23 protein-coding genes are annotated in these 23,641 nt (G+C 65.4%); 6 read left to right on the top strand and 17 right to left on the bottom strand.

Annotation, left to right across the window (positions count from 1 at the left end; all coding sequences use genetic code 11):
• Window positions 1–136: 136 nt before the first annotated feature.
• From AC3WUT_RS05795 to AC3WUT_RS05785, 3 genes are all read right to left on the bottom strand, one after another.
• Window positions 137–643, bottom strand: coding sequence for a hypothetical protein (locus AC3WUT_RS05795; protein WP_492346120.1), 507 nt, complete (start codon window positions 641–643; stop codon window positions 137–139).
• Window positions 644–919: 276 nt separating this feature from the next.
• Complete coding sequence (locus AC3WUT_RS05790; RefSeq protein WP_492346119.1) at window positions 920–1,918, bottom strand: alpha/beta hydrolase; 999 nt, start codon at window positions 1,916–1,918, stop codon at window positions 920–922.
• A 235-nt stretch (window positions 1,919–2,153) separates the two neighbouring features.
• Window positions 2,154–3,020 carry an AraC family transcriptional regulator gene (locus AC3WUT_RS05785; protein WP_492346118.1) on the bottom strand — a complete coding sequence of 289 codons (867 nt, stop codon included), beginning with the start codon at window positions 3,018–3,020 and terminating at the stop codon, window positions 2,154–2,156.
• Between the two features lie 14 nt (window positions 3,021–3,034).
• Between AC3WUT_RS05785 and AC3WUT_RS05780 the strand changes: the two genes are divergently transcribed.
• From AC3WUT_RS05780 to AC3WUT_RS05770, 3 genes are all read left to right on the top strand, one after another.
• On the top strand, window positions 3,035–3,463 hold the full coding sequence (locus AC3WUT_RS05780; protein WP_492346117.1) for a GNAT family N-acetyltransferase: 429 nt from the start codon (window positions 3,035–3,037) through the stop codon (window positions 3,461–3,463).
• A gap of 200 nt (window positions 3,464–3,663) precedes the next feature.
• Window positions 3,664–4,458 carry a phosphodiesterase gene (locus tag AC3WUT_RS05775; protein WP_492346116.1) on the top strand — a complete coding sequence of 265 codons (795 nt, stop codon included), beginning with the start codon at window positions 3,664–3,666 and terminating at the stop codon, window positions 4,456–4,458.
• Between the two features lie 200 nt (window positions 4,459–4,658).
• On the top strand, window positions 4,659–6,827 hold the full coding sequence (locus AC3WUT_RS05770; RefSeq protein WP_492346115.1) for a PQQ-dependent dehydrogenase, methanol/ethanol family: 2,169 nt from the start codon (window positions 4,659–4,661) through the stop codon (window positions 6,825–6,827).
• Between the two features lie 273 nt (window positions 6,828–7,100).
• Here the strand turns inward: AC3WUT_RS05770 and AC3WUT_RS05765 are convergent, their stop codons facing one another.
• From AC3WUT_RS05765 to AC3WUT_RS05715, 11 genes are all read right to left on the bottom strand, one after another.
• Window positions 7,101–7,433 carry a hypothetical protein gene (locus AC3WUT_RS05765; protein ID WP_492346114.1) on the bottom strand — a complete coding sequence of 111 codons (333 nt, stop codon included), beginning with the start codon at window positions 7,431–7,433 and terminating at the stop codon, window positions 7,101–7,103.
• A gap of 175 nt (window positions 7,434–7,608) precedes the next feature.
• Window positions 7,609–8,286: a YoaK family protein gene (locus AC3WUT_RS05760; protein ID WP_492346113.1), complete on the bottom strand. Its 678-nt coding sequence runs from the start codon at window positions 8,284–8,286 to the stop codon at window positions 7,609–7,611.
• A gap of 31 nt (window positions 8,287–8,317) precedes the next feature.
• On the bottom strand, window positions 8,318–8,686 hold the full coding sequence (locus AC3WUT_RS05755; RefSeq protein ID WP_492346112.1) for a helix-turn-helix transcriptional regulator: 369 nt from the start codon (window positions 8,684–8,686) through the stop codon (window positions 8,318–8,320).
• Window positions 8,683–9,186, bottom strand: coding sequence for a DNA starvation/stationary phase protection protein Dps (gene dps, locus AC3WUT_RS05750; RefSeq protein ID WP_492346111.1), 504 nt, complete (start codon window positions 9,184–9,186; stop codon window positions 8,683–8,685). Before dps ends, AC3WUT_RS05755 begins: the two co-directional genes overlap by 4 nt.
• Window positions 9,187–9,208: 22 nt before the next feature.
• Window positions 9,209–10,039, bottom strand: a complete 831-nt coding sequence (locus AC3WUT_RS05745; RefSeq protein ID WP_492346170.1) for an alpha/beta fold hydrolase — start codon at window positions 10,037–10,039, stop codon at window positions 9,209–9,211.
• 338 nt (window positions 10,040–10,377) lie between these two features.
• A complete protein-coding gene (locus tag AC3WUT_RS05740) occupies window positions 10,378–11,253 on the bottom strand; it encodes an AraC family transcriptional regulator (protein WP_492346110.1) in 876 nt (291 codons plus the stop codon).
• Window positions 11,250–11,678, bottom strand: a complete 429-nt coding sequence (locus AC3WUT_RS05735) for a DoxX family protein (protein WP_492346109.1) — start codon at window positions 11,676–11,678, stop codon at window positions 11,250–11,252. Before AC3WUT_RS05735 ends, AC3WUT_RS05740 begins: the two co-directional genes overlap by 4 nt.
• 17 nt (window positions 11,679–11,695) lie before the next feature.
• Complete coding sequence (locus tag AC3WUT_RS05730; protein ID WP_492346108.1) at window positions 11,696–13,585, bottom strand: amidohydrolase; 1,890 nt, start codon at window positions 13,583–13,585, stop codon at window positions 11,696–11,698.
• Window positions 13,585–13,863, bottom strand: coding sequence for a DUF1427 family protein (locus AC3WUT_RS05725; RefSeq protein ID WP_492346107.1), 279 nt, complete (start codon window positions 13,861–13,863; stop codon window positions 13,585–13,587). Before AC3WUT_RS05725 ends, AC3WUT_RS05730 begins: the two co-directional genes overlap by 1 nt.
• Window positions 13,864–13,869: 6 nt before the next feature.
• On the bottom strand, window positions 13,870–14,523 hold the full coding sequence (locus AC3WUT_RS05720; RefSeq protein WP_492346106.1) for a hydrolase: 654 nt from the start codon (window positions 14,521–14,523) through the stop codon (window positions 13,870–13,872).
• 116 nt (window positions 14,524–14,639) lie between these two features.
• On the bottom strand, window positions 14,640–15,359 hold the full coding sequence (locus tag AC3WUT_RS05715; protein WP_492346105.1) for a pirin family protein: 720 nt from the start codon (window positions 15,357–15,359) through the stop codon (window positions 14,640–14,642).
• Between the two features lie 178 nt (window positions 15,360–15,537).
• Here AC3WUT_RS05715 and AC3WUT_RS05710 point away from each other — a divergent pair, with 178 nt between their 5' ends.
• On the top strand, window positions 15,538–16,440 hold the full coding sequence (locus AC3WUT_RS05710) for a LysR family transcriptional regulator (RefSeq protein WP_492346104.1): 903 nt from the start codon (window positions 15,538–15,540) through the stop codon (window positions 16,438–16,440).
• Between the two features lie 31 nt (window positions 16,441–16,471).
• Here AC3WUT_RS05710 and AC3WUT_RS05705 read toward each other — a convergent pair whose 3' ends face one another.
• Genes AC3WUT_RS05705 through ptsP form a run of 3 tightly spaced genes read right to left on the bottom strand, consistent with a single transcriptional unit; the run spans window position 16,472 to window position 21,837 of the window.
• Complete coding sequence (locus AC3WUT_RS05705) at window positions 16,472–18,268, bottom strand: fructose-specific PTS transporter subunit EIIC (protein WP_492346103.1); 1,797 nt, start codon at window positions 18,266–18,268, stop codon at window positions 16,472–16,474.
• A 42-nt stretch (window positions 18,269–18,310) separates the two neighbouring features.
• Complete coding sequence (locus tag AC3WUT_RS05700; protein WP_492346102.1) at window positions 18,311–19,294, bottom strand: 1-phosphofructokinase family hexose kinase; 984 nt, start codon at window positions 19,292–19,294, stop codon at window positions 18,311–18,313.
• Window positions 19,291–21,837 carry a phosphoenolpyruvate--protein phosphotransferase gene (ptsP, locus tag AC3WUT_RS05695; protein ID WP_492346101.1) on the bottom strand — a complete coding sequence of 849 codons (2,547 nt, stop codon included), beginning with the start codon at window positions 21,835–21,837 and terminating at the stop codon, window positions 19,291–19,293. Before ptsP ends, AC3WUT_RS05700 begins: the two co-directional genes overlap by 4 nt.
• Before the next feature lie 242 nt (window positions 21,838–22,079).
• Between ptsP and AC3WUT_RS05690 the strand changes: the two genes are divergently transcribed.
• Complete coding sequence (locus AC3WUT_RS05690) at window positions 22,080–23,078, top strand: LacI family DNA-binding transcriptional regulator (RefSeq protein WP_492346100.1); 999 nt, start codon at window positions 22,080–22,082, stop codon at window positions 23,076–23,078.
• Between the two features lie 141 nt (window positions 23,079–23,219).
• Window positions 23,220–23,576, top strand: a complete 357-nt coding sequence (locus AC3WUT_RS05685) for a RidA family protein (RefSeq protein WP_492346099.1) — start codon at window positions 23,220–23,222, stop codon at window positions 23,574–23,576.
• Window positions 23,577–23,641 lie beyond the last annotated feature (65 nt).

Here is a 23,641-nt window from a genome sequence, read left to right as displayed (position 1 = left end):
TATGTCGGGATGTGAAAGCGCCCAACTCCAACAGAACGTCCGCTAATGAAAGTCGTATGTCCGCTTTGGGCCCCAAGCAGAAGTTCGCTCCGCTCCTAAGCAGACATTGCGCCCGCCCGATGGACCAGGGAGGATTTCACTGCCCGCGACCGAATTTCCACCAAGGCTTCTTTGTCGATTCGGCAGGTATCGTCAGAGTTGGTGGTGGGGCGGCTTGGCTTAAGGACTGAGCGCAGATCGAGTTCCAAACGGCGGCATCCAATGGCATGACCCTCGACCAGTCAACTTTCCCCGTGAACGCAGGATGAGGTGCGAAGCCGAAGAACTGTCCCGCAGCCCGCGAGATGCCGCGTTCCTTCAGCAAAGCAACGCCTTGGCTCAAAAGATGTTGCTCCTGCCAAGGCTGATCATTCATCAATGCAGCAAATTCTTGCCGGCTTGATGCGACTCGCTGGACGCCGCCCTCCAAAACATCCAATTTCTCCACCTCACCGGACCTGCGTTCGAAGAAAAGGTCTCCGAATGCTGATGCCCCAATGGGGCCTACTTGACCTGTGACCACGCTTTGCCATTCGGCAAGTAATCTACCGAAGTCGAGATGCTCTGCATCGACAAATAGATCGTCCCAAGTTAATGAACTCATGGGTAGAAATTGAACTGGAAGAGGGTGGTGAAAGACGGCTTCTGGCCGATAGTACTCATTCGCGGAAGCGTCCCGTATGTCTGCAGACCAGCCTGAGCGGCCCCCAGCAACGGGAGTCGGCTCTGCTGTGGTTGCAGACCTTGGACCGATGATGCCTACAGACCGCTGGGGGTGCCAAATCAGACGGTGGCCCCAGATCTGCAAGAAGTGGTTGCAGGGTGAAGGAACGACTGGGGGCCCCGTCTCGAATTGGCATCACATGGCCGGGTAAGCCGATCAGCGTACACCGAGGTAACGCTGGAACCAGTTGATCGCCGCCTGGGATGTGCTGTCGAAGTCTCGTTCGTAGACGTCGAAGTGCCCGGCTCCCGGCACGATACGCAAAGCCTTGGGTTCCAGTGCGCGAGCATAAGCACTCAGCGCCAGATCCGTGGGGGTGACGCTGTCGTGTTCGGCCACCTGCATCAGCAGCGCCGTCGGGCTGATGCGGTCGATGAAATCCACTGGGTTGTAGCCACGTGCCGCTTCCACCGACCGCAACGTGACCTCCGGTACGGCACCGGGGGCTCGTGTATAGGCGGCGGTGTACCAGTCCACGGCCTCCTGGCTGCGGTAGATCGCATTGGAAGTCGCGTCGCCCATCAGGCGCAGCCGGGTCGGGGCTTCGCCACGGGCGCGGCGCAAGCGTTCTTCTGCAAAACGCCGAAGCAACGCGGCCTCAGCCTCACCCGATGCCCGACGCTGGGCTGTCTGGCTGCCATGGGTGGTGGGCACCTGCACGGCCACGCAGCGCACACGCCGGTCCGTGGCGGCGACCACCAGCGCATGACCGCCGCTGTAGCTACTGCCCCAGACGCCGATGCGCACCGGGTCCACGGCCGGCAAGCTGCTGGCATGGGTGATGGCGTGCCGCAGGTCTTCCACCTGGCGCCAGGGATCGATCTCCTGCCGCGGCTCCCCGTCGCTGGCTCCGAAGCCGCGGTGGTCGTATAGCAGCACGGCCAGCCCTGCCGCCGCGAAGGCTTCGGCATAGCGGTCGGTGAACATCTCCTTTGTGGTGCCGTAGCCGCCAGCCATCACCACGGCCGGCGCGCGTCGCGTTGGCCCACTGCCGGCGGGCAAGTAGAGCCAGCCCCTCAGTTGAACACCATCGGCATCGAAAGCCACGTCCTGGCGGCTGAAACTGGCCTGCGGCGCGAAGGCGGCTTTGGCCGCCAAATCGGGGGAGACGGATGGTGTGGCTTGTGCCAATGGGGCGTGGAGAGTGGAGAGCATGGTAGCCATCAGGCATAGACCGACGCGTCGGCGGCTCTTGAGCGAGACGTGATCTGTCGATAGGTGAATCAAAAAAGTCAAAGTGTTGTCTCCTGGTGTCTTGTGTCGTGGACTCGCGTCTGGTACGAAAAAGCCCAAGCCAAGGTTAGGAGACCGCCGCTTGACCCGCTGCGGCCAAATGGACAATGACTGCGGCAGAACAGACAAACTGAACGCCTGCAGCAGGCAGGTGGTGCTATATCCCGCCGAAGTAACTGGAGGGCACGGTACCGAGCCAGCGCCGGAACACCTCTGTGAACGCCCCAGGACTTCCGTAGCCCAGGTCCAGAGCGATGCTCGTGACCTGCTCCCCGCGCGCCAGGCGCGTAAGCGCGGCCATCAGACGCACTTGCTGGCGCCAGGTGCTGAAGGACAGGCTGAACTCTTGCTTGAACAGGCGCGCGAGCGTGCGACTCGAACAGCCCGCCAATTCGGCCCACTGCGTCAGCTCTCGGGTGTCGCCGGGCTGCGCGACCAGCGCATCGCAGACATGGGCCAAGCGCCTGTCCCGGGCCGGTTGGAGGTGAAAATCGATGGCCTCGCACGCACCCTGCACCTCGCCCAGAAGAACCTGGAGCAATTGCGCCTCGTGGCTGCCGGCGGGGTAGTCGATGGGTATGACAGAGGCTCGTACGAGCAACTCGCGCAGCAGTGGAGAGATCCCCAGCGCCTTGGGAACCACCGGCAGTTGGGACAGCACTGCCGGGTGGACGTATAGCGTGCGCAAGGCAACTGGTCCGCAAGCCTGCATGTCATGCATCAGGCCCGGGGGCATCCACAGCGCATGCAAAGGCGGCACGAGCCAGAAGCCCTTTTCGGTACGCACCTTCATCAAGCCGGAAACCGCGTGAATGAGCTGCCCGCGGACATGGGCGTGCCAACCGACGACGAAGCCGTCTGGATAATCCTTGGGCATCACGCCCAGGGGTGATGCGGCCTGCTCGTAGTCGTGGCGGTTGGTGCTCTTGCTCGCGGCCTGCTTGTCCATGCGGACATCGTAGGCGAATCCCCTGATAGGAGGGCCGAAAAAGGCCAGAAGCCGACCTTTGCTGAGCAGTTCCACTACCATTCTTCCGAATGGAAAACATCACCATAACGACCGCCACACCCGATGAACTCCGCTCCAGCGAGCTCGGCCTGAAGCTGCGCCGCTACAACTATGGCTTCGTCGGTGAATATCCCGAGCAGCAGTACATTCGGTTAACTGCCAGAGATGAGAATGGCCGATGCGTCGGCGGGCTGAGAAGCTTTGTGTTTCTCTACTGGCTCAACATCGAAGTGCTGTTTGTCGAAGGCGAGGTACGCGGCCATGGCTTGGGCAGTCGCCTGCTCGCGGAAGCAGAACGGCAAGCCATCGAGCTGGGTGCCAAAAATTCGAAGCTCGACACCTTCGAGTGGCAGGCACCCGCGTTCTACCAAAAGCACGGCTACGAAGAGTACGCGCGGGTCGAGGACTATGCGCCCGGCTTCTACCTGGCCTACATGAGGAAATCGCTGGTGCGCTGAGCGCTGTTGCACGCTTGCTTCGGCTGCCGGCCAGGCGCAGCCGTAGGCTCGTAACTCTCCGACTGGGCTTCAATTCCAAAGGCATTTACCAATGCATGGATTTCGCGCAACTCAGGGTCGAATCTGGATCGGGACGCGGAGGTTTTACAGACCTTCCTTGGATTTGATTTAGCCTGACGCCAGGTTTATTGGGGATTCTCATGCTCATTGCTCAGTTGTCAGACCCGCACATCCGTCCCAAAGGCGAGCTGTACCAAGGCGTTGCGGATTCCAACCGGATGTTCACGGAAGCGATCGCCCATGTTCACGCCCTTGATCAACTCCCGGACCTGATGCTGATCACGGGTGACCTGGTTGATGAGGGGCTGCCTGCGGAGTACGCGATGGTGCGCGAGTTGCTGGCGGCTTCGCGCATACCCGTCTTCGTCATTCCGGGCAACCACGATCACCGTGAGAATTTCCGTCTCGCGTTTCAGGATCAGCCCTATTTGCCCACGACGGGCCCCCTGCACTGGTGCAACGACGACTATTCAGTTCGCCTGATAGGACTCGACTCGTGCCCAACAGGGAAACACCACGGGCAGATCGACGAGCAAGGCCTTGCGTGGCTGGCCGGCGTGCTGGCTCAAGACAGGGTCAAGCCCACACTTTTGATGCTCCACCATCCGCCGTTCATGAGCGGCATCCATTACATGGACAAGTACCGCTACATGACGGCACAGGCCCTGGAGGCGGTGGTGCGGGCGGCGCCCAACATCGAGCTTGTGCTATGTGGGCATGTTCATCGCACCATGGTGCGGCGTTGGGGTGGAACCGTCTTGTGCTCTTGCCCTAGCACCACCACGGAAATTGACTTGCAACTGGCTCCCGATGCCAAGCCGCAGTCTCACATCGGCCCGCGCGGCTGCATGCTGCACTTGTGGGACGAGGCCCACGGCATGATCAGCCACGTGAGCCACATGGGTGACTTTGAGGGGCCATACGGGTTTGCTTGATAGCAAGCGCGTCGGAGGGAGGACCGCTCGCTTGCGCGCTGGTCTTTGTTGAGCCAATGGGCTCTTCACAGGCCAGCACCGCAGTCTGAATACCCCCAACACCCCCCCGCCAGCCTAGGGCTCACCCTTAACGATTGTTCGCGATGCGCGAACGGGCTTGACTTCAGACAATTCGCGGCAGAACAACTCGGAGACTGCCCATGTCAAGCTCACGCCGCCATCGCCTGCTTTCGCTCACCCTCCTGGCCGGGGGGCTCTTCACCACCGCTGCGCCGGCCATGGCCCTGCGCCCGCCGGCGGATGTGGATGGGCAGCGCATTCAAAGGGCGGATCAAGAGCCCGGCAACTGGATGAGCCATGGCCGCACCTATGATGAGCAGCGGTTCAGCCCGCTCAAGCGGGTGAACGATGCCAACGTGGGCCAGCTGGGTGTGGCCTGGACTTACAAGCTCGACATCGACCGCGGTGTCGAGGCCACACCCATTGTGGTGGATGGCGTGATGTACACCACCGGCGCCAAGAGCATCGTCTATGCGCTCGATGCCCGCACGGGCAAGCCCTTGTGGAAGTTCGATCCGCAGGTGCGGGTGGAAAGCCTGTCTACCGGCTGCTGCGACATCGTCAACCGCGGCGTGGCCGTCTGGAAGGGCCGTGTCTATGTGGGCGCCTTCGATGGCCGCCTGATCGCGCTTGACGCCCGCAACGGCCGCAAGGTCTGGGAGGTCGATACCGTCATTGACCACAAGAAGAGCTACACCATCACGGGCGCCCCGCGCATCGTGAAGGGCAAGGTGCTGATCGGCAATGGCGGCGCCGAGTTCGGGGTGCGGGGCTATGTGACGGCCTACGATGCCGACACCGGCCAGCAGGCCTGGCGCTTCTACACCGTGCCTGGCGACCCGAAGAACCCGCCCGAGAACGCCGCCATGCAGATGGCCCTCAAGACCTGGTCGGGCAATGGCTGGGTGAAGTGGGGCGGTGGCGGCACGGTGTGGGACTCGATGGCCTACGACCCTGAGCTTGACCTGCTCTATGTGGGCGTGGGCAATGGCTCACCCTGGAACTACGAGTTCCGCAGCGAAGGCAAGGGCGACAACCTGTTTTTGTCGTCCATCGTTGCCGTGCGCCCGGACACCGGCGAGTACGTGTGGCACTACCAGACCACGCCCGGCGACCGCTGGGATTTCACCGCCACGCAGCACATGGTGCTGGCCGACATCGTGATCGATGGCAAGCCGCGCAAGGTCATCATGCAGGCGCCCAAGAACGGGTTTTTCTATGTGCTGGATCGGCAGACGGGCAAGCTGCTGTCGGCCGACAAGTTTGTGCCGGCCAACTGGGCTTCGCATGTGGACCTGAGCACGGGCCGGCCCGTGATGACGGGCGAGGCCGACTACAACAAGGGCCCGAAAATGGTGGTGCCCTCGTTCCTGGGTGGCCACAGCTGGCAGCCCATGTCGTTCAACCCCCAGACGGGCTACATCTACCTGCCGGCGCAAGAGACGGTGGCCGGCCTGGAGGCGGCCAAGGCGCCCGAGTTTCTGCCCACCAAATCGGTGGTCAACCTGGGCTTGAATGCCCCCGACCTGCCTGAAGACCCGCAGATCACAGCGCAGGTGCGCGACGCCTGGAAGGGCCGCCTGATCGCCTGGGACCCGGTGAAGAAGGCGCCGGCCTGGACGGTGGACTACCAGGCCCCGGGCAATGGCGGCACCCTCAGCACGGCCGGCAACCTGGTTTTCCAGGGCACGGCCGATGGCCGGGCCGTGGCCTATGCCGCAGACACCGGCCGCAAGCTGTGGGAGCAGCGCGTCAACTCCGGCGCCATGGCGGGCCCGGTCACCTACCTGGTCAAGGGCGAGCAATACGTGACCTTCATGGTGGGCTGGGGCGGTGCCTTGCCCCTGATCGGGGGGCCGCTGTCGCTGGGTGCGCAGGTGCAGCCCGAAGCGCGCGTGGTCACCTTCAAGCTCGACGGCAAGGCCAAGCTGCCCGCACCGGCTCAACAGGCCCGCGATCTGCCCCCGCTGCAAACGCTGACGGCCAGCGCCGAGCAGGTGCAGCAGGCGCGCACCCTGTTCAATGGCCTGTGTGCCTCTTGCCACGGCATCAACGCCATCAGCGGCGGCGTGGTGCCCGACCTGCGCTACCTGACCCCCGCCAAACACCAGCAGTTTGCCGGCATCCTTTACGGCGCCCGCATCCCCAAGGGCATGCCCAGCTTCAATGGCGTGCTGACGATGGATCAGGTGGAGCTGATTCGCCAGTACCTGGTCAAGCGCAGCCATGACCTGGCGTCGGAGCTGGAGGCCGGCAAGGGTGGCAAGGCGGCGCAAGCGGGGGGCGCAGGGTCAGCTGGGCAACGCTGAGCCCTCAATCGCCCCTTTGGCAGGCCCTTTTGGGCGGCGAGGATCTCGGTGCCAGTGCTGCGTTCGCTGCTTCCCTGGCTGTGGCCTCAGGGCGCGGTGGTCGGCAGGCCTGCGCTGGCGACGCCGGTGATGGGCGTCATCGGCAGCCGCCAGGCGATGAAGCTGGCGGCCGAAGGGCTCAGGCACCCGCGATGGGCCCTTGGGCCCAGGTCGGCACTGGATAGACGCGCTGGCCTGTGTGCCCATCCTGGCGCACCTGGAGCGCTAAGTGCTTTACTGGCCGTTCTTTTCGGCCTTCGCTGCGGCGGCACCTTCCATCTTTCTTTTGGCACGGGCTGCCTTTTTCTCTTCGGCGCTTACCTTGCCCGATGACGCCGCCTTGCTGTCACCCAGGGCCACTTCGCCCCCTTGAGGAATCGGTGTTGCCTTGGCAGCCGCGGCGCCGTTGGCCTTGCGCTCTGCACGTGCGGCTTTCTTCTCTTCCGGTGTGACCATTTTGGTGGGGGCTGCCTTGCTGTCTGCAGCATCGACCTCGCCGGCCGCGAAGGCTGTGCCGATGAAGGCGTGCGAGACCAGAAGACCGGCGATCAAAATTTGCTTTTTCATGTTGATTCCTGTTTGAAATAGAACGGTTGGGTTCTTGTTGAAAATGGGATTCAGAGAGTCTGAACCCCGGTTGCAGGGTCTTGCCCATTTGGCGCGCACCCGTCTGCTGGTATCGCTCACAAAACGGGCTGAGTCAATTTCAAACACAAAGCATTCGGCTTGGCGTGTTCGGGCGTCAGGGCTCGGTGGTGTGCAAGCCTGCGGTGGCGATGCAGGCGATGGCCGTCACCGGCACCAACAGGGCCACAAAGCCGACGGCCGAATAGCTGAGGGCACCCGCGATCGACCCCAGGGCAAAGGTCAAAACCGGGTAGAAGAGCCGGCTGATGCGCTGGCTCAGGCCCGCATCCCGGCGCCCGGCGATCCAGTCGCTGGCTTCCATGACCAGTTGGGTGACGTTGCCAGTCATGACCGTGTTGGGCGTCAGCTTGGCCAGCAGCATCTTGCTGCTGGCGTTCTGCATGCCCATGGCGCCAGCGCCAAACAGGCCTGCAGCGTAGGCCAGGGGCTGAAAATGCCCTGGCACAAGCTCTGAGGCCACACCCGCCGCCATGAAAGCCAGCAAGAGCAAGGCTTGCAGGCCCATCAAGGGGCCCAAAGGCGGCCGGCCTCGGCGTTCGAGTGCCAAAGCCAGCCAACGGCAGAGCGCGACCGCCAGCACAAAGACCGGAAACGCCAGCAGCTTGAGCGCAACGCCCCGCCCGGGCTGCACCAGCTCGGCACCGATCAACACGAAGTTGCCCGTGACGTGGGCGGTGAACAGGCCGAACAAGGCGACAAACCCAAGCGTGTCGACAAAGCCGGCCACCCCCGCCAAAAGCGTGGCGCCGTGGTGGGCAGGTAAGGGTTTCATGGTGGGGCGGTCTCGGTGCGGTAAGAGGGTGTCAGTGGGCACGGAACTGGCTGCGCCACTGGCCTGGCGAGAGGCCTTCCGCAGCGCGGAAGGTGCGTGTCAGGTGGGCCTGGTCGGCAAAGCCGCATTCGTTCGCAATGTCTGCGATCGAGAGTGTGCCTTTGAGCAACAGTTTGGCCATGTCAATCTTGCGTGCAAGGCGCCATTGCGCCGGGCTGTAACCCGTCCAGGCCTTGAAGGCCACGCTGAAGTGGCCCCGCGACAGGCCGCATTGGCGTGCCACGGCGGTCACGGTGCAATGGGGATGGGCCTGCCCGCAGAGTTCGAACATGGACAAGGCCTGAATGCGATGGTGCCGGGACAGCCCCCCGCCCGATGCCTGCAGGACGGCGGCATTCAATTGGCAGACTCCAGGTTGGGCGCGTCGATCAGGTGGGCCTCGACCAGCCACAACAGCTTGTCTGTTTCGCGCGACAGTTGGGTGAACAGGTCGGCCGTGCCGGCGTCACCGAGATGGCTGGCCACCTCAATGTCTTGCCGCACGCCAGTCCCGAAGCCGCTCAGGGCCCCGCTGACGGCGTCAAGGTGGGCCGCGCCGCCCTTCAGGCCCAGCGGGTACTCCGCCAGAGAGCTTCCGTTGACGGCGGTTTTCAGGCGCCCATCGGCCGTGCCGCCCAGGGCGGTGATGCGCTCGGCAATGAGGTCGACCGCCTCTTCGATCGCGTCGTGCACTGAATCCAGCAGCTGGTGCAGCTGCAGAAATTGGGGGCCCTTGACGTTCCAGTGCGCATGCTTGAGTTGCGCGTCCAGGTCGATGGCGTCGTTCAGGCGCTGCTGCAACAAGCGTGCAACCTGCCCACGCACCAGCGGCGGCAGATCCATCTTGGTGACATATCCCATGGTGAACTCCCGGTGGTGTTGTTCAGGCCTGCAAAAAGGCCAGCAGCAACTCGTTGATTCGGTCCTTGTGCGTGGTGCACAGGCCATGGGGCGCGCCTGGCACGATCTCCAGTTTGGATCGCGGTGCCAGTTTGGCCGCCTCCCGCCCCGTGGTTTCCAGGGGCACGATCTGGTCATCATCGCCGTGGATGATGAGGGTGGGCACCGTCATGCGTTGGAGGTCTTCGCGCAGGTCGGTCTCCGAAAAGGCCTTGATGCACTCGTACTGGGCCAGGATGCTGCCTGTCATGCCTTGCAGCCAGAAGGTGTCGCGCACGGCTTCTGACACCTTGGCGCCGGCTCGGTTGTAGCCATAGAAAGGCAGGGTCAGGTCTTTGTAGAACTGGGCCCGATTGGCCTGCACACCGGCACGGATGCCGTCAAACACCGACAGGGGCACACCGGCCGGGTTCCAGTCGGTCTTGGCCATGATGGGGGTGACCGCGCCGATCAGCACCGCCTTGGCCACGCGTTTCGTGCCGTGCCGGCCGATGTAGCGCGCCACTTCGCCGCCACCAGTGGAGTGGCCGACGTGCACCGCGTCTTTGAGGTTCAGCGCCTCGGTCAAGGCGGCCAGGTCATCGGCATATTGATCCATGTTGTTGCCAAAGCCGGGTTGAGACGAGCGGCCGTGGCCACGCCGGTCATGGGCGATGACCCGATACCCGCGCGATGCGAGGAACAGCATCTGATCTTCAAAGGCATCTCCGTTCAGGGGCCAGCCGTGGCTGAAGACGACAGGCTGCCCTTGGCCCCAGTCGTTGTAGAAGATGCGGGTCTTGTCTTGGGTGACGATGACATTGCCTTGGGTCATGGACTGGGCTCCTGGGTGTGACAGAGTGGATGCCGGGGTGGCGGGTTTGTCCTTGGCCATGGCCAGGGTGGGCAGAACAGCGGCCGCCCCCAGCAGGGCTTGGCGACGATCGACAGGTGCATTGAGGGACATGGCGTCTCCGGTGTGGGTTGAATACGGTGGCAATGTGTTCAGCGTAGTGATCAAGTCCCGCGTCGTCTTGGACGTTATTGATGCGCCCCGCCATCAAGGAGAAATCAAGCAGAAATCAAGCGGAGATCACCCGACGATCGTTTGGCCATCTGTGCTTGATTTGTGGGCCGCGGCCCGCCCAGCGTGCAACTGGGGCCCACGGCCTTTCAGCTGCGCGTTCTGGGGATGATGCTGCCCGGGCTCACGCCAAGCCGCTGCTTGAAGCGCCTGTTCAGATGGCTTTGGTCTGCGAAGCCGCACAGCTGGGCCACCTCGGAGCAGGGCAAGCCGGCTTGCAGGTATTGCTTGGCGCGAAAGATGCGGTAGGCCAGTAGGTAGTCGTGCGGGGCGATGCCGAAGGCCTTCTTGAACTGCCGCAGCAGGGTGTAAGGGTTGGTCTGGCACACCTGGGCCAGATCGTTCAGGCTGATCTTGTCCTGGAAATGCGCTCTGAGGTATTCGATCGCCCGAATGGGGCGATGGGTGCAAGAGGCGGTCGACGCCTTCAGGCCCTGCCCGCTGCTGCGCTGGGCAATGGCCGACAACAGCCAGCTGAGGTAGGTCGTGGCCAGCAAGCTGCATTCGTTGCGATGCTCAAACAGCCAGTGCGTGTCCCAGAACAGCTGCACCAGCTCCGGGCTCATGATCACGGGCGACGAGAAATCGACCGCGGGCAGAACGCCGTGCGACTGTTCATAGATCTGCGCCAACCGCCCGCTGGACAGGTGCATCTCCCGGCATTCGGGTTCGGTATCCGCGCTGGCATGGGCCTCCATGAGGCAGGCCGAAAAGACCTGACCGGCATTGCGAATCACCAGGTGATCAGGCGTTTCATCGTGCTGGCGCCGGTCCTGCTCGCTGCGCCAATAGGACTGCCGAAAGGCCAGGATGGTGATGTCATCGTGGAACACCCGGTTGAAGGCCAGCGGTTGATCGGTGGAGATCGCCACGCGCTGAAAGCCAATGTCATCGGTGCGCCAGGCAATCACCTGGTGCTGCGGTCTGGACGGGGCTTTCCCGTCGCGGGAGGGCGCGTTCGTCATCGCTGCCGAGCCCGCCAGTCTTGTACGGCCACGAGCACGAAGCCGCCCACCAGGCCCAGGTGTTCGTAGAAGGCGTTGGCCGCACCGTCGCGCAGCGGTGGCGCCAGGGTCCAGTAGCGGTTGGCCAGAAAGGTCGCGGCGACGGTGAAGCACGCCAGCAGGGCGGCCGCGAGCCCACGCCACCAACCCGTCAGGACCATGAGGGACGCCCCCAGTTCCAGTGCGATGGTGCCCCCCGCCAGGAGTGGGGCGGGGGCCAGTCCGAAGTGCTGCATCTCCTGCACCGCTGCCGGAAAATCAAGCAGCTTGTTGACGCCCCCCTGCAGGTAGGCCGCGCAAAGCCCGAGCAGGGCCAGCCATTGAATGGCCGATGCCAGGTGATGCGCTGGCCCTTGGGGCGGCTGATCCGTCGATGATCTGAGCATGCTCGTCTCGGTCGGGGTCAGATGGCCCAGCAGGCGCAGCCGAGCGCCCCCCAGAAGCTCTTGAGGTCGGCGATGGGCAGCTTGCGGCTCCAGGCCGTGGCATGTTCGTGGCCATGGACACCGCAACTCACGTTGCAGGCACAGGCGGCGGCCTGACGCTTCAAACTGGCTTGCAAGGGGGCTCCGCCTTCGTCAGCCCAGCCCGCGTAGCCGCCAAAGGTGCGCACCGGAGACCAGTCCGGCATGGCAGGGGGAGGCGCGGCCTCGTCGTGATCCTGGAAGAGGCCCGATGCGTACACCACCTTGCCACCCACCAGCGTCAGCAAGGAGGTGGTGTCGGCAATCTCGGACTCGGGGCAGGCAAAGAAATCGCGATCGGGCACCATCAGGTCGGCCAGTTGGCCAGCTTCGATGCGGCCCTTTTTGCCTTCCTCGTTGGAGAACCAGGTCACGTTGTCTGTCCACATGCGCAGGGCGGCCTCGCGGTCCAGGCAATTGCGCTGCGGGTAGAGCTGCAGGCCGCCCACCGTCTTGCCGGTGACCAGCCAGGACAAGGACACCCAGGGGTTGTACGAGGCGACGCGGGTGGCATCGGTGCCCGCTGACACCTTCACGCCTTTTTCGAGCATGCGGGCCACGGGCGGGGTGGCCTCGGCAGCGCCCCGGCCATAGCGCTCGACAAAATACTCGCCCTGATAGGCCATCCGGTGCTGAACCGCAATGCCGCCACCCAGCGCTGCAATGCGGTCGATGGACTGCTCGGAGATCGTCTCGCAGTGGTCAAAGAACCAGTTCAGCCCTTGCAAGGGCACGCTTTGGTTCACGCGCTCAAACACGTCCAGGGCTCGGCTGATGGTCTCGTCATAGGTGGCATGCAGGCGCCAAGGCCAGCGGTTCTGCGCCAGCAGACTCACCACGGCCTCGAGTTCGCCCTCCATCTCGGGCCCCATGTCAGGGCGCGGCTGGCGGAAGTCTTCGAAGTCGGCGGCCGAAAACACCAGCATCTCGCCCGCCCCGTTGTGGCGAAAGTAGTCGTCACCCTGCTTGTACTTCGAGGTGGCGGTCCATTGCAGGAAGTCTTCTTTCTCTTGCTTGGGCTTTTGCGTGAAGAGGTTGTAGGCCAGGCGCAGGGTCAGCTGCCCCGCATCGGCCAGCGTCTGGATCACTTCATAGTCTTGCGGGTAGTTCTGGAAGCCGCCACCCGCATCGATGGCCCCGGTCACGCCCAGGCGATTCAGCTCGCGCATGAAGTGGCGCGTCGAGTTGATCTGGTAGTCGATGGGTAATTTGGGGCCTTTGGCCAGGGTGGCATACAAGATGCCCGCGTTGGGCTTGGCCAGTAACAGACCGGTGGGGTTGCCACCCGCGTCGCGCAGGATCTCGCCACCGGGCGGGGCCTGGGTGTCCTTGGTGTAGCCCACGGCCCGCAAGGCGGCGCCATTGAGCAAGGCCCGGTCATACAGGTGCAGGATGAAAACGGGGGTGTCCGGTGCGACCGCGTTGAGTTCTTCCAGCGTGGGCAGGCGCTTCTCCTGGAACTGGTGCTCGGTGAAGCCGCCCACCACGCGAACCCACTGCGGCGCGGGGGTCAGGTCGACCTGGCGCTTGAGCATGGCCATCGCGTCGGCCAGGCTGCGCACACCATCCCAGCGCAGCTCCATGTTGTAGTTCAGACCGCCGCGGATGATGTGGATGTGGTTGTCGATCAGGCCGGGCAGGACGCGCTTGCCGCGCAGGTCGATGACCCGGGTGTTCGGGCCTGCCAGCGGCAGGATCTCGTGATCGCGCCCCACCTGCTGAAATCGCCCGTCCCGGATGGCCACGGCGCTGGCATGGGGCTGGCTGCGATCGAGCGTGGTGAACAGGCCACGGTGGAGGATCAGGTCGGGATGGTTGTCGGGGTTCATCAGCTGTCCTGCCTTTCGGCGTTGGTTTCACGGGCCCTCACCGGGGCTTTGGGCAGGTGCCCGAACATGTGCGGTTTGACCTGCTCATTCAACCAGGACACGCGGTGCGCGCGCTCCTGAAGAACCTGCCTGAGCAGAGACGGGATCTGCTCGCCCGCCAGGATGCCCAGCAGGCCGACCAGCGCAATCACGGGGGGCGCTGGTGACCGCACATTGAGCGCCCCGTAGATGACACCCACCAACAGACCGACGGCCAGTGCCAAAAGATAGGGCTTCATGGCCTGTCAGCCTTCGTGGGCGCCGAACATGGTCTTGGCGTAGGTGATGCCCAGGCCATAGGCGCCGCCGTACTGCTTGGCAATGCCCGTGGTCAGCTCGTAGCTGTCGGTGCGCGCCCAGTCCCGTTGCAGTTCCAGCAGGTATTGCAGCGCGGTCATGGGGCGGGCGCCGGCCTGAACCATGCGGTCCACGGCGCGGTTGTGGGCTTCGACCGACACATCACCGCAGGCGTCGGCAATGACATACACCTCATAGCCCTGAGCCAGTGCGGACAAGGCCGGGCCGACGATGCACACCGAGGTCCAGAGCCCGCCCAGCACCACGCGGTCACGCCCGATGGCATTGACCTGTTGGATCACGTTGGCGTCTTCCCAGGTGTTCATGGAGGTGCGATCGATCAGTGCCTGGCCCGGGAAGGCAGAGGTGATCTCTTCGTACATGGGCCCGGAGAAGCTCTTCTCTGCCACGGTGGTGAGGATGGTGGGCACGCCAAAGCCTTTGGCGGCGCGCGAGATCAGGGCCGCGTTGTTGCGCAGCTGGATGGCATCGATCGACTGCGTCGCGAACGACATCTGTGACTGGTAGTCGATCAGGATCAGGGCGTGGTCCGATGGCGTGAGCAAGGTGGCGCCGGGTGTCGGGGTGGCGGTGAGTGTCATGGTGAGATCCTTGTAGGTGTGGGGAAAAAATCAATGGAAGCGAACCGATCGTGCCAAGGCCGTCCGATGCCGTCTTGAAGATTTGTCAGGTGGTCAAGGCGGTGTCGAGGTGGGCGTCAACGCGAGGGCAATTCGCGTGGCGGCAGGTTGAAGACCAGCACCTCGGCCTGCCGGCCAGCGCTCAGATGCAACACCTCTTCATGGCGCACACGGGCCCCGTCGCCTTCGGCGAGCCTTTGGCCGTTCACCTCCAGGCTGCCGCGTGCCACATGGACATAGGCGTAGCGGTCGGGCCCCAGCGCCAAAGTGCTGGCCTCGTCGCCGTCGAACAGGCCGGCATACACGCGGGCGTCCTGGTGAATGCGCAGTGAGCCCTCCGCACCGTCCGGCGAAATGATGAGCGCCAGCCGGCCCCGCTTGTCCGCTTCGCTGAAGTGCTTTTGCTGATAACCCGGCTTGGCCGCCCGGATGTTGGGCACGATCCAGATTTGCAGAAAGTGCAGCGGCTCGGTTGCCGAGTGGTTGTACTCGCTGTGCCGCACCCCGGCGCCGGCGCTCATCAACTGCACGTCGCCAGGGTGGATGACCGAGCCGGTCCCCATCGAATCCTTGTGCTCCAGCGCACCTTCGAGCACATAGGAAAAGATTTCCATGTTGTTGTGCGGGTGGGTGCCGAAGCCCTGCTCGGCCTGCACCCTGTCGTCATTGATGACTAGCAATTCAGAAAAGCCCTGCTGCTGGGGGTCGCGGTAGTGACCAAATGAGAAGGTGTGACGAGACTCAAGCCAACCCAGGTTGGCGAGGCCCCGATGGTCGGCTTTGCGAAGTTCAAGCATGCTGCTCTCCGGACTGGTTGATCTTTCGATCTGGTTGATGATCAATTTCATCGAATCAACTCGTCAGTGGGTGATTTCCGATGAAGAGATGCTAGTTTCCACTTCCAAAAGCCTGCTTGGATTGAAGAGTTTCATGCTTCATAATCAAAAAATCCGAACATAGAGGGGCAGTGCACGCATGTTGAAGATCACCCTTGAAGCCATTGAGTTGATCGACGCGATTGACAGGCATGGCTCGTTCGCCGCGGCGGCGGAGCGGCTTCACAAGGTGCCATCGACCGTGTCCTATGCCATCAACAAGCTGGAATCGCAGCTGGGCATGGCCTTGTTTGTGCGAAATGGGCCGCGCATCACCCTCACGCCCCCGGGGCGGGAGATGCTCAAAGAGGGGCGATGGCTTCTCGATGCCGCTGCCGATCTGGAGTCACGGATGTGTCAGATCGCCACCGGCTATGAGTCCGAGTTGCGCCTGGTGCATGACTCGTTGATCCCCCCCAGCGCCTTGGCGCCAGATGTCTGTGCCTTCGAAGACCTGCATTGCGGCACCCGTTTGCGCATCGCCTGCGAGGCCCTGACCGGCAGTTGGGAGGCCCTGCGTGACGACCGTGCCGATCTGGTCATCGCGGCCGGGGATGGCCCGGCCGGGGGCGGGTACAGGGCGGTCAACGTGGGCTCGCTCGCCTTCGGCTTTTGTGTGGCGCCAACCCACCCCTTGGCCAGGGCTCCGCAGCCCTTGAGCCGGGACCAGCTGTTGAAGCACACCGCCATCGTGGTCGGTGACAGCGCACGCCACCTGTCAGAGCGAACGGTGGGGGTGCAACTGGGCCAGAAGCGGATCACCGTGCCCTCCATGGAGGCCAAGGTGGCCTACCAGGTGGCGGGGCTGGGCCATGGCTTTCTGCCCTTGGCCTGCATACAGGCTGAATTGGCCCGCGGCACCCTGGTCGAACTGCCCTGCCAGGAATCCCGGCCTGACGAGCAATTCTGGCTGGGCTGGAAGATCGGCCACGAGGGCGAGGCGCTGAAGTGGTGGGTGAATCGGCTTTCCCGGCCCCTGTTGCCTCACATCCTTGCCAAGTGAGGGGGTGTCGGGGAGGGCAGGCCTTGAACGTTCAGGTGGCCTTGGCCGCCACTTCCCGTTTCACCACCCCCAGCGCCAGCGCCGTCACCACCGTGCCCACGGCAATCGCGGCGGCATACAGCAGCACCTGGTTGACGGCGTTCGGGATGGCCAGCACGAAGATGCCGCCGTGGGGGGCGTGCAGGCCGATGTGCCAGAACATGCTCAGGCCACCGGCCACGGCCGAGCCGAGCACGCAGGCCGGGATCACGCGCAGGGGGTCGCGCGCCACGTAGGGGATGGCCCCTTCGGAGATGAAGGCCAGGCCCAGCACGGCAGTGGCCTTGGCGGCGTCGCGCTCTTCGGCCAAAAAGCGGCTGCGGAACAGCCAGCAGGCCAGGGCGATGCCCAATGGCGGGGTCATGCCGCCGGCCATGGCGGCGGCCATGGGTTCGGTCACGCCCGAGCCGATCAAGGTGGTCGAGAACACATAGGCCGCCTTGTTGACGGGCCCGCCCATGTCCACGGCCATCATGCCGCCCAGCACCAGGCCCAGCATCACGGCGCTGCCGGTCTGCAAGCCCTTGAGCCAGTGGGTGAGCGCGCTCATCACGGCGGCCATGGGTTCGCCGATCACCATCAGCATCAGCACGCCGGTGATGGCCGCGCCCAGCAGCGGCAACAGCAGGACGGGCTTGAGGCCTTCCAGCCCGCGGGGCAGGCGCATGGTCCGGTTGAGTGCCTGCACGCTGTAGCCAGCAATGAAGCCGGCCGCGATGGCCCCCAGAAACCCGGCTCCCACGGTACCGGCCAGCAGGCCGCCGATCATGCCCGGTGCAATGCCGGGGCGGTCGGCGATCGAGTAGGCGATGTAGCCGGCCAGGGCCGGCAGCATCAACGCAAAGCCGGCCTTGGCCCCCACCTGAAACAGCACCCAGCCCAGCGTGCCTTTGTGGGCATCGTCATAGACATAGATGCCGCCCAGCGCAAAGGCCAGTGCAATCAACAGGCCACCGGCCACCACAAAGGGCAGCATGAACGACACGCCGGTCATCAGGTGCTTGTAGGCGCCGGTGCGGGCCTGGGGGCCGGCCGGTGCTGCGCTGGCCGAAGCCGCCGCTGTGGGGTCTGTGGCGGTGTTCCAGACCACGGCCTGGCGTGCCGCCTCGTTGAACACGGCGCCTGCGTCGTGGATGGCGGCCTTGGTGCCGGTCACATGCAGGCGCTTGCCCACAAAGCGATCGCGGTTCACCTGGGTGTCGGCGGCAATGATCACCAGGTCGGCCTGGGCAATGGCTTGGGCGCTCAGGGTGTTCTGGGCACCCACCGAGCCCTGGGTTTCGACCTGGATGAGGTGGCCCAGGGCCTTGGCGCCCTGTTCCAGCGCCTCGGCCGCCATGAAGGTGTGGGCCACCCCGGTGGGGCATGAGGTGACGGCCACGATGCGCAGCGGCGCCGTGGGGGCCGTGGCTTGCGGGGCTGGGGGCTTGTTTGACGCTGGCTTGGTCGCGGCAATGGCTGGGGCCGCGCCAGTGTCTGTCGCCGGCATCAGGGCGCGCCGCAGCACGCCCTCGGCATCGGCCAGCACCTCGGCCGGGGTCACCCGCAGGGTGGGCACCTGGGGCTGAAGATGCGGGGGCAGGGGGCTGTCCAGGTCCGAGGCCAGGATGCAGGCCAGGGCGCCTGCGCGTTCGGTCTCGCTCCAGACACCTTGGTCACCCAGCGGGCTTTTGACCCACAGGGCCAGGTGGTGGCCCTGGCGTTCGGCAGCGGCCCGCAGGGCCTCGCCCGTGACAAAGCTGTGGGCAGGGCCAGCCTGGCTGGCCGCGAGGGCAATGAGTTGCGCCATGCGTGTCTCCGTGTGCTCAGTGAAAAGGGGGCAGATCGGGGGTCAGATCAGGGTGGTGTGGATGTGGTTGGCCAGCTCGTGCACCTGGTGCAGCGGGGGCAGGCCAGGCGCAATGCGCTGGATGCGGGCGGCGGCGCAGGCCATGCCGAACACACCCGCGACCGGCATGGTCTGCCCGCCCATCAGGGCCGCCAGGGTGCCTGCCACCAAGGCGTCGCCGGCACCCACCGTGGTGGCCACCGGCACGGGCGGTGCCGCGGCCAGCCAGCAGCCCTGGGGGCTGACCATCACCGCGCCCTCGGCGCCCAGCGACACCACCATCTGCTGCACGCCGTGCCGGCCGGCCAGGGCCTGGGCCGCCTCGGCCACGGCCTGGGCATCTGGCAGGGCCCGGCCCACTAGTTCTTCGAGTTCGGCCCGGTTGGGCTTGATGAAGGCGGGCGCCACCGTTGGCCCCTGGGCCGGGTCGGACAGGCGTTGCAGCAACTGCCCCAGCACGGCGCCGCCGGTGTCGATCACCAAGTGGGCGCCTCGTCCGGCCAGCCAGCGTGCCAGGCGCTCCCACAGCGCCACATCGGTGCCCGGCGGAAGGCTGCCGGCCAGTTCGCACCAATCGCCCGGCGCCACGGCGGTGCCCAGGGCCTCTTGCAGGCGCTGTTCTGCGGCCTGCAAGGCCTCGGCGGGCAGGCTCAGGCCGGGCAGGTTGATGTCGGTGCTGTCGCCGCGTTCGGCCACGGCCAATTTGATGTTGGTGCGGGTGGCGCCAGGCAGGCGCACCATGGCGTCGGTGATGCCGTGGTGGGCAAACGCGGCGCGGAACACCGCGTCGTTGTCGGCCCCCAGCCAGCCGCTGGCAGTCACCGGCCGGCCCAGGGCGGCCAGCACCGCCGCCACACCGATGCCCTTGCCACCCGCCTCGGTCTGCTCGCCCAGCGCGCGGTGCACCGCGCCGGGCTCCAGACGGCTCAGCCGCACGGTCTGGTCGATGGCGGGGTTGAGGGTGATGGTGATCAGGCGGGCGCTCATGCCTGGGCCTCCGGGCTGTCAGCCCCGCTTGGGGTACCGTGCAGCGCACCGCCCAGGGCGCGCACTTCGTCGGCACTGTCCATGTCCAGGGCCCGGCGGGCCAGGGCCTGAAGCTCGCTCAGGCTGTGGCGTCGCAGCAAGGCCTTGATCGGCCCCACATCGCCCACGCTCATGGAGAGTTCGTCCACGCCCAGGCCCACCAGCAGGGCCGCGCCCAGAGGCTCGCCGGCCAGGCCGCCGCAAACGCCCACCCAGCGTCCATGGCGGCGCGCGCCAGCCACGGTGCGCTCTACCAGGCGCAGCACGGCGGGGTGAAGGCTGTCGGCCATGGCGGCCAGTTCGGGGTGCTGGCGGTCCACGGCCAGGGCGTACTGGGTCAGGTCATTGGTGCCGATCGAGAAGAAGTCGACCTGGGCGGCCAGCCGGTCGGCCAGCAAGGCGGCCGAAGGCACCTCGATCATGATGCCGATCGGCACCTCGGGGGCGTCCAGTTCTTCGCGCACCTGGGCCATGCGCCGGCGCAGTTCCTGCACCTCCTCCACAGTGCTGATCATCGGGAACATGATCTGCAGCGGGCCGTGCCGGGCGGCGCGGCACAGGGCGCGCAGCTGGGGCAGCAGCAGGTCGTCGCGGCGCAGCGCCAGGCGGGCACCGCGCACACCCAGGAAGGGGTTGTCCTCGACCGGCAACTGCAGGTGGGGTACCTGCTTGTCGCCGCCGATGTCCAGCGTGCGCACGACCAGCGGCCGTCCACCCAGGGCCTCGACCATGGCCCGCAGGGCCAGGTACTGAGCCTCTTCGTCGGGCACGGTGTCGCGCTCCAGAAACAGGAACTCGGTGCGCATCAGGCCCACGCCCTCGGCCCCGGCCTCAAGTGCCCGTGCCACCTGGTCGGCGCGGTTGACGTTGGCTGCGATTTCCACGGTGTGCCCATCGGTGGTGGTGGCGGGCATCAGGCGGTTGCGCGCCTCTTCGGCCTGCCGGCGGGTCAGCCCCTCGATTTGTTCCTGCGCCTCGATCAGGGCGGTGGCGCTGGGCCCCACATACAAACGGCCCCGGTAGCCGTCGAGGATGGCGAGGGTGCCGCTCTCGGCCTGCAGCAGATCGGGGCCGCCGGCCACCAGGGCCGGCAGGCCCAGGGCGCGGGCCAGGATGGCGGTGTGGGCCGTGGGGCCCCCGCTGGCGGTGCAGAAGCCACGCACGCGGGTCGGGTCGAGCTGGGCGGTGAAAGAGGGCGACAGGTCGTCGGCCAGCAGGATGGCGTCGCCCGGCCAGGTGTCGCCCAGCGCCTGCGTGGGCAGGCCCAGCAGGTGACGCAGCACGCGGTCGCCGGCATCCTGCAGATCCGCCGCACGCGCGGCCAGGGTGGCGTCGGGCAGCGCCCGCTGGGCTGCTACCCGCTCGTTCAGGGCCTGGCGCCAGGCCCAGGCCGCGCCGTGGCCCTGCACGATGCCGCGGCTCACCACCTGCAGCAGGCGGGGGTCGCGCAGCAAGCCGGCGTGGGCACTGAAGATGCCGGCTTGTTCAGCCTGGCCCTGCCCCCGGGCCTGGCTGGCCCCGGTTTCCAGCTCGGCCAAAGCCGCCTGCAGGGCGCGCTCAAGCGCTTCGGCCTCTTGCGGCGCGCTGCGGAAATGGTCTTCGACCTGCAGCACCGCCCCGGCGGCCTGCACCAGGGTGCCGATCACCAGGCCGGGGCTGGCCGCGATGCCGGTGAAGGTCTGGCGCGCCGTGGGCTGCCAGTCGCCCAGCACCTGGCCCAGGCCTTGGGCCTGGCTCTGGCGAAAGCTGGCCAACTGGGCCTGGCGCGCCTCCTCCTCGCCCAGCCGCACGACGATGGCCCGCAGGGCGCGCAAGGCCGCTTCGGCATCCGGGCCCTGGGCCGACAGGCGCAGGGTGGCCCCGCGGCCGGCGCCCAGGCTCAGCAGGGCCGCCACGTTCTTGGCGTCGACCACCACCTGGTCGTAACGCACGTGCACCTGGGCGGCGAAGCGCTGTGCGGTTTGGGTCCATTGGCCGGCAGGGCGCGCATGCAAGCCGTTGGGGTAGCTCAGCGCCACCTCGCGGCCCAGGGCAAAGTCTTCCAGGACGGCGGTGGCGGTGGCGGTGGCATCGGCTTCGCCATCGGTGGTCAGGGCGCGCACGATGTCTTGCGCATCGTGGGTGGTGACCAGGCGCTGCATCAAGGCCTCGTTGCGCATCAGGCGGGTCAGGCGGCGCAGCACGTCAATGTGCTCGTCCGAGGCGGCCGCAATGGCCACCACCAGGTGGGCCTGCTTGGCGTCGTCCCCCCAGCGCACCCCGGCCGGGACCTGCAGCACCGCCAGGCCCGTGCTCTGCACCAGGTGGCGGTCTTCGATCAAACCGTGCGGGATCACCACCCCCTGGCCCAGAAAGGTGTTGGCCAGCTTTTCGCGTTGCAACAGGCTGTCCACATAGGCCGGCAGCACATGGCCGGCCTGGGCCAGCAGGGCACCGGCGGCACGCACGGCATCTTCGCGGTTGTGGGGGGCAGCCCCCAGACGGACTTCGACCTGGATCGGCATCTCTGTCTCCAAATTGGTATCGATTTCAGTTCGGCATTATCGATCTCGTTTCTCTGGAATGGGCATGATTGCGCCATTGAGCGGCCTAAAACAAGGGTAAACCCCGAATTTTTGGCGAAGAAATTAAAAGCAACGGGTTACTGGATTTGATTGTGCAGATCAGAATTCTGTTTGTTTTTGGAATCGATACCAAATTGGTTCACGGGCGTTACCATGGAGGCCGGTAAAAGAAAGGATTCCAGGTGAGCAGCATCAAGGACGTGGCCGCCAAGGCCGGCGTGTCCACCACCACGGTCTCGCGGGTGCTCAGTCAGCCCCAGGCGGTGCGACCGGCGTTGCGCGCCCAGGTGGAACAGGCGATTGCCGCCCTGGGGTATCGGCCCAATCTGGCAGCCCGCCGGTTGCGACAACAACGAGCCTCGTTGTTGGGCCTGATCGTGTCCGATATCCGCAGCCCCTTTTTCACGGACGTGGGGCGGGCGGTTGAGGACATGGCCTACCGCCACGGCCTGCGTCTGATCTTGTGCAATACCGACGAGAACCCTGAAAAAGAGCACTCCTACCTGCAACTGATGGCCGACGAACAGGCCAGCGGGGTGATCTACTCACCCACACTGGAAGGCCTGCGGCGCTTCAGGCCCACGGACTGGCCGTTTCCGGTGGTGATGGTGGACCGTGCCCTGCCCGACACCCCGGTGGACCGGGTGCTGCTAGACAACGTGGCGGCAGCACGTCAGCTGACCGAGCACCTGCTGGCGGCGGGCTACCGGCGCATTGCCTTGCTGGTGGGCCACCACAGCACCACCGGTCAGGAGCGCCAGGCCGGCTACGAAGCCGCCTTGCAGGCTCAGGGCCTCCGCCCCGAGGTGCACCGGGTGGCGCCCACCCGCGAGGCCGGCATTGAGGCGGCCGCCGCTTTGCTGGCCCAGGCCGACGGACCGGACGCCCTGCTGGCATCCAACGGCCTGCTGTTGATGGGCGCGGTGCAGGCCTTGCAGGCCGCAGGCAGGCGTTCGCCCGGCCAGATCGGCTTGGCCGGTTTCGACAACAACGACTGGACAGCGCTGCCCTCGGTCGACGTGACCGTGATCGCCCAGCCCACCTACGACATCGGCCGCAGCGCGGCCGAACTGATGCTTCAGCGCATCGACGACCCGAGCCGCCCGCCCCGCAAGGTGGTGCTGGAGGGGCAACTGGTGATCCGTGGGTCGAGCCGCGGGCCGGAGGGCCGCCGGGTCTGACTTCAGGCTCAATGGAGTGCTCGGGTGTCGGGTGCTCGGGCGTTTGCCGAAATTGCATGACCACATTGCGAATATGCCAACCCATGATCGGCAGGGTCTCGGGATAATTTTGATTTCAGACCACGGCATCTCGAATCAAAAATGAGCCTCCCATCACCGCAACCATCCCAACATTTCAGCAAGGTCCGCAAGCATGCCGGCCTCCTCTTTGTGTCTGGCGAAGTGGCCCACCAGAGCTCGGGCAGGGCGCCCGAAGGGGTTGAAGCGCAGACCCGCCTGGTTCTGCATCACCTGGCCGCCACGCTGGCCAATGAAGGTTCGAGCCTGGACAAGGTTCTCCAGGCCACGGTTCATCTGCGCCACCCTGAGGACTTTGCCGCGTTCAATCAGGTGTACGGTGAGTGCTTTGCCCCGCCTTTCCCTGTGCGGACCACCGTCGCGGCGGAGCCCTTGTATCCCGGTGCGCTGATCGAGGTCACGGTGGTGGCCGCAGCATGAAAAAAGCCCCGCGGGACATGAAGTCTGGCGGGGCAACAGGCTTGCCTGGAGAAAGTGTTGTGCCG

This window comes from Curvibacter sp. EU05-FHT14A10, assembly GCF_058791075.1.
The sequence above is the reverse complement of the archived record's forward strand: the minus strand, read 5'-3'. Positions and strand labels throughout refer to the sequence as shown.